This is a genomic window from Streptomyces sp. NPDC102451 (assembly GCF_044765485.1).
Classification (GTDB): domain Bacteria; phylum Actinomycetota; class Actinomycetes; order Streptomycetales; family Streptomycetaceae; genus Streptomyces.
Map to the genome: position 1 here is coordinate 1 of NZ_JBIWKD010000048.1, position 3,193 is coordinate 3,193.

5 protein-coding genes are annotated in these 3,193 nt (G+C 65.4%); all 5 read left to right on the forward strand.

The annotated features are described in order from the left end of the window. Positions 1–513: 513 nt before the first annotated feature. The 5 genes from ACIRD8_RS37725 to ACIRD8_RS37745 all read left to right on the forward strand — a co-directional run bounded on the left by ACIRD8_RS37725 (position 514) and on the right by ACIRD8_RS37745 (position 2,985). Positions 514–951 (forward strand): hypothetical protein, encoded by a 438-nt coding sequence (locus tag ACIRD8_RS37725; protein WP_404002289.1) that lies wholly within the window; start codon positions 514–516, stop codon positions 949–951. After that, positions 948–1,580 (forward strand): hypothetical protein, encoded by a 633-nt coding sequence (locus ACIRD8_RS37730; RefSeq protein WP_404002292.1) that lies wholly within the window; start codon positions 948–950, stop codon positions 1,578–1,580. The genes ACIRD8_RS37725 and ACIRD8_RS37730 overlap by 4 nt, the downstream gene beginning before the upstream one ends. A 495-nt stretch (positions 1,581–2,075) precedes the next feature. Continuing rightward, positions 2,076–2,270, forward strand: coding sequence for a type II toxin-antitoxin system Phd/YefM family antitoxin (locus ACIRD8_RS37735; protein WP_103492353.1), 195 nt, complete (start codon positions 2,076–2,078; stop codon positions 2,268–2,270). A gap of 29 nt (positions 2,271–2,299) precedes the next feature. Continuing rightward, positions 2,300–2,665, forward strand: coding sequence for a hypothetical protein (locus ACIRD8_RS37740; protein ID WP_367470367.1), 366 nt, complete (start codon positions 2,300–2,302; stop codon positions 2,663–2,665). Continuing rightward, positions 2,662–2,985: a hypothetical protein gene (locus ACIRD8_RS37745; RefSeq protein ID WP_404002296.1), complete on the forward strand. Its 324-nt coding sequence runs from the start codon at positions 2,662–2,664 to the stop codon at positions 2,983–2,985. Before ACIRD8_RS37740 ends, ACIRD8_RS37745 begins: the two co-directional genes overlap by 4 nt. The last annotated feature ends 208 nt before the right edge of the window (positions 2,986–3,193 follow it).

Sequence of the window (3,193 nt, forward strand, 5' to 3'; positions counted from 1 at the left end):
GCGGAACAGAACGTCGAGACTCTCCCTCACCTCCTCCGAAACCATGCCTGACCAGCGACAATCAAACGATCACGCCCGGTAGAGAAACGGCTTCTAAGGCATCACCCACCACCTGCGCACCACCTTGACCCTCTTTCGGCCGCTCAGAGACCTTTACAAGCCGCCGAGGGAAGCACTCGGCCGTACCCAGGAGCTCAGCCACTGTCCGGGATGGACAGATGCCTCTCACGCACGTCGCTCTCCTCGCTGTGCCGCGCCGCGCCGGAACCTGACAGTCGGACAGTCGGGACGCCTCTGGTGTGGCCCCGCGTCCGGGTCTCGGTGTCCGGGAGGTACCAACCACTGCCGTCCTTGGTGACCTGTCCGTCAGCAGCGCGAGGCAGCTGACGACACTGAGACAGGCCCGGATATGTTCACTCGGCTGCCCATCGGACCTCATCCGTCCAGGGCAAGAGAAACGATTCTGGCCGCGGGGAAGGACTAGACCGTGCGGTGGGGTGGCACGGTCCGGTCATGAAGATGATCAAGATGCTGACCGCAGTTGTCGCGAGCGCCTGCGTCGCAGCAGCCCCTGTGGGCGAGGCGTCTGCGGCGCCGCACTGGAACAAGAGCGTGAAGTGTGAGGAGACCGACCCCGAGGGACGGGTGATCCCTACGCGTTACGGCAACGCCGATCTCGGCTGGAGCCACTTCTCCGGCAAGCACAACATCAAGAAGTGCCGGGTGGTCGACGCGGCCCTGGCCGGCAGGGTCGACAAGAAGAACGGAGGCAGACTCGAGTACTACGGGGTCGCCCGCAACCAGACCAAGCTGGTCAAGATCGTGGTCATCGTGCAGTACGCCCGCCGTACGGCCGATGGTGAGTACGACTCGGGCAGGGGCATGAAGATCGGTGTCATCACGGCCTACTGCAAGGGCATGAACAGGTGCCCGGACTGGATCAACGAGTGAACGACCCCGGCGGGGAAACGGTCGAGCAGCAGGCGTACATCACGCGCTTCCTCCTCGACTACACAGCGGTGCCCCTTGCCGGGGGGACCTTCCTGCGCGGTGTGCTGCCGGCGCGGGATGTGGTCCGGGTCGTGACCGGAGCCGCCGACACGGTGGCGTCACACGAACTGGTCGCCTATGAAGTCCCGTTGTCGGACGAGGACGATGAGTCGGTGACCGCCCACCAGGTGCTTGGCTGGACACGCACGCTCACATCCGGCCCCCTCCCCCACACGGACGCGACCGTGATGGGCATGCCCCTGGTCCCGGTGGACACCACCGTCCTCGAACCCGCCGACTCAACCAGTACGGATCAAGCGCTGCGCGTACTGCGCACGCTGGCCTGGCCGTTCGTCGAGACCCCGCCCAGCCCAGCACTCTGCGGGTTCCTCATCACCGGACAGGACAGCATGCGTCTCTACCTCGCAGTCGAGAAAGCCGACGGCCTGATCGCGGCCGACGTACAGCTCACCGGCGCGTTGACCGCCCTGCTGGCCGCCCTGCCCTCACTCATCGGCGAAGAGGAACGCTGGGTGACAGACACATCCGACCCCCACTGTGTCCACGTAGTCGACTTGACCACGTGGTAGCGACTGGCCACACCGCACCAGGGCACCCAGAGAGCCGGCCTGCCGCGTCTGCAGCCAGCCCATCAGAGCAACCGCATTCTGATGGTGACCACCCGGCGATCACCATCGGCCACGCAGCCCGGACCGGGCAGCCCCGTCCGAGCGGTTGCCCGCACGGGAGGCCGTGCCACAACGTGCCAGAAGGGGCGGTAAACAGCGGTCACCAAGGGTACTGACGGAGCAACCGGGACGATGCCACCGGTGCACGTTCCCGCAGGTCAGGCGCAATACACGGGACCAAGTGCCGGGTGATTCCCAAGCTCAGAGCGCGAGTTCGATTCTCTCACCCGCTCCATGAACAAGCCCCAGGCCAGCGGCCGGGGGCTTCTTTGTTGCCACAAGCCCGATCAGGCAATCCGCGCCCGCTCTGCATCCGACGCACCCGTTGGCTTCCTCCAGCCGGCGCACCCCACGGGCACGTATGTCAACTATGATAGTTGCTATATGCTTCAGCGTATGGAGACGAAGACATACACGACCATCGACCTGCGCAAGGGGATGGGCGAGATCCTGGACCGGACCCGGATCGCCGGTGAGGCGGCCGCCATCACCCGCAAAGGGAAGACGGTCGCCTACCTGGTGCCGGCCGAGTGGTTCGAGCAGATGGCCCGTCGGCACCAGTCGCACGAGGACCGGCACGAGGCTGCCTGACCCACCCTCCATACCAAGGAGCCTGAACCATGCCCGCCCATGCACTCCACTTCGATGGGTACGACGGGGAACCCCTGCGGTTGCCGCCCATGCCCGAACACACCCCTCAAGCACTTCGGTTGGCGATTCAGGAACACACTCCGCACCTCCTCCCGGACTTTGAGGCTCACTGGAAGCGCGTCATCGGCGACGCCTTCAACATCACCCCAGTGCCGGCCTTCATGCGCCTGTGGTGGACGCAGTACGCCATCGCTCGGAACCCCGTCCTCGACTCGCACCTTCGCGACCTCGAAGCCCGCGCTGCCAAGTCCGAGGACCCCGAGGAGTCCATCCGGCTTCTGGAGGAGTACAGCCGCCTCCGGCACGAAGCCGCCGAGAGGAAGCCCGGAGAGTGATCGACGAACCACTCCGGCCGCCTTGGCAAATGGACTGGACGAAGCAAGCGCAGCACGACTTCCAGGACATGCCCGCCGAAGCCAGTGACCTGGTCATGAGTGCCCGTGCGGAACTGATCACTGCCGAAGACCCGTACTTTCGGGGAATCGACGCCGATGCCTCGCTCCCTCACTGGATGACCGTCCGACCCCTGGCCTCCACGAGCCCCGGTGGCCCCCACATCGTAGACCTGGCCGGTGGACGCGGCTGGCTCATCTACACCTTCATGCGACGCCACCCCGACCCACAGATCGTCGTCACCGAAGCCTTCTGGGCCTGACGGGTGGGCACAGCGGCGTCTTCACCACGGGCGGCTTCCATTTCCTGCCACCCTCTCCAGCACACAACCTCAGGTTGATGACCATCCGTCGACGTGCCCCATCCGTGCCCTTCTGAGAGGGCGTTAAGTCCGTTTCTGGTAGCGGCCGCGTCCGGGCTGTTCGAGGAGTCCCTGGCGGACGAGTCTTCCCAGGCGGGAACGGGTGACG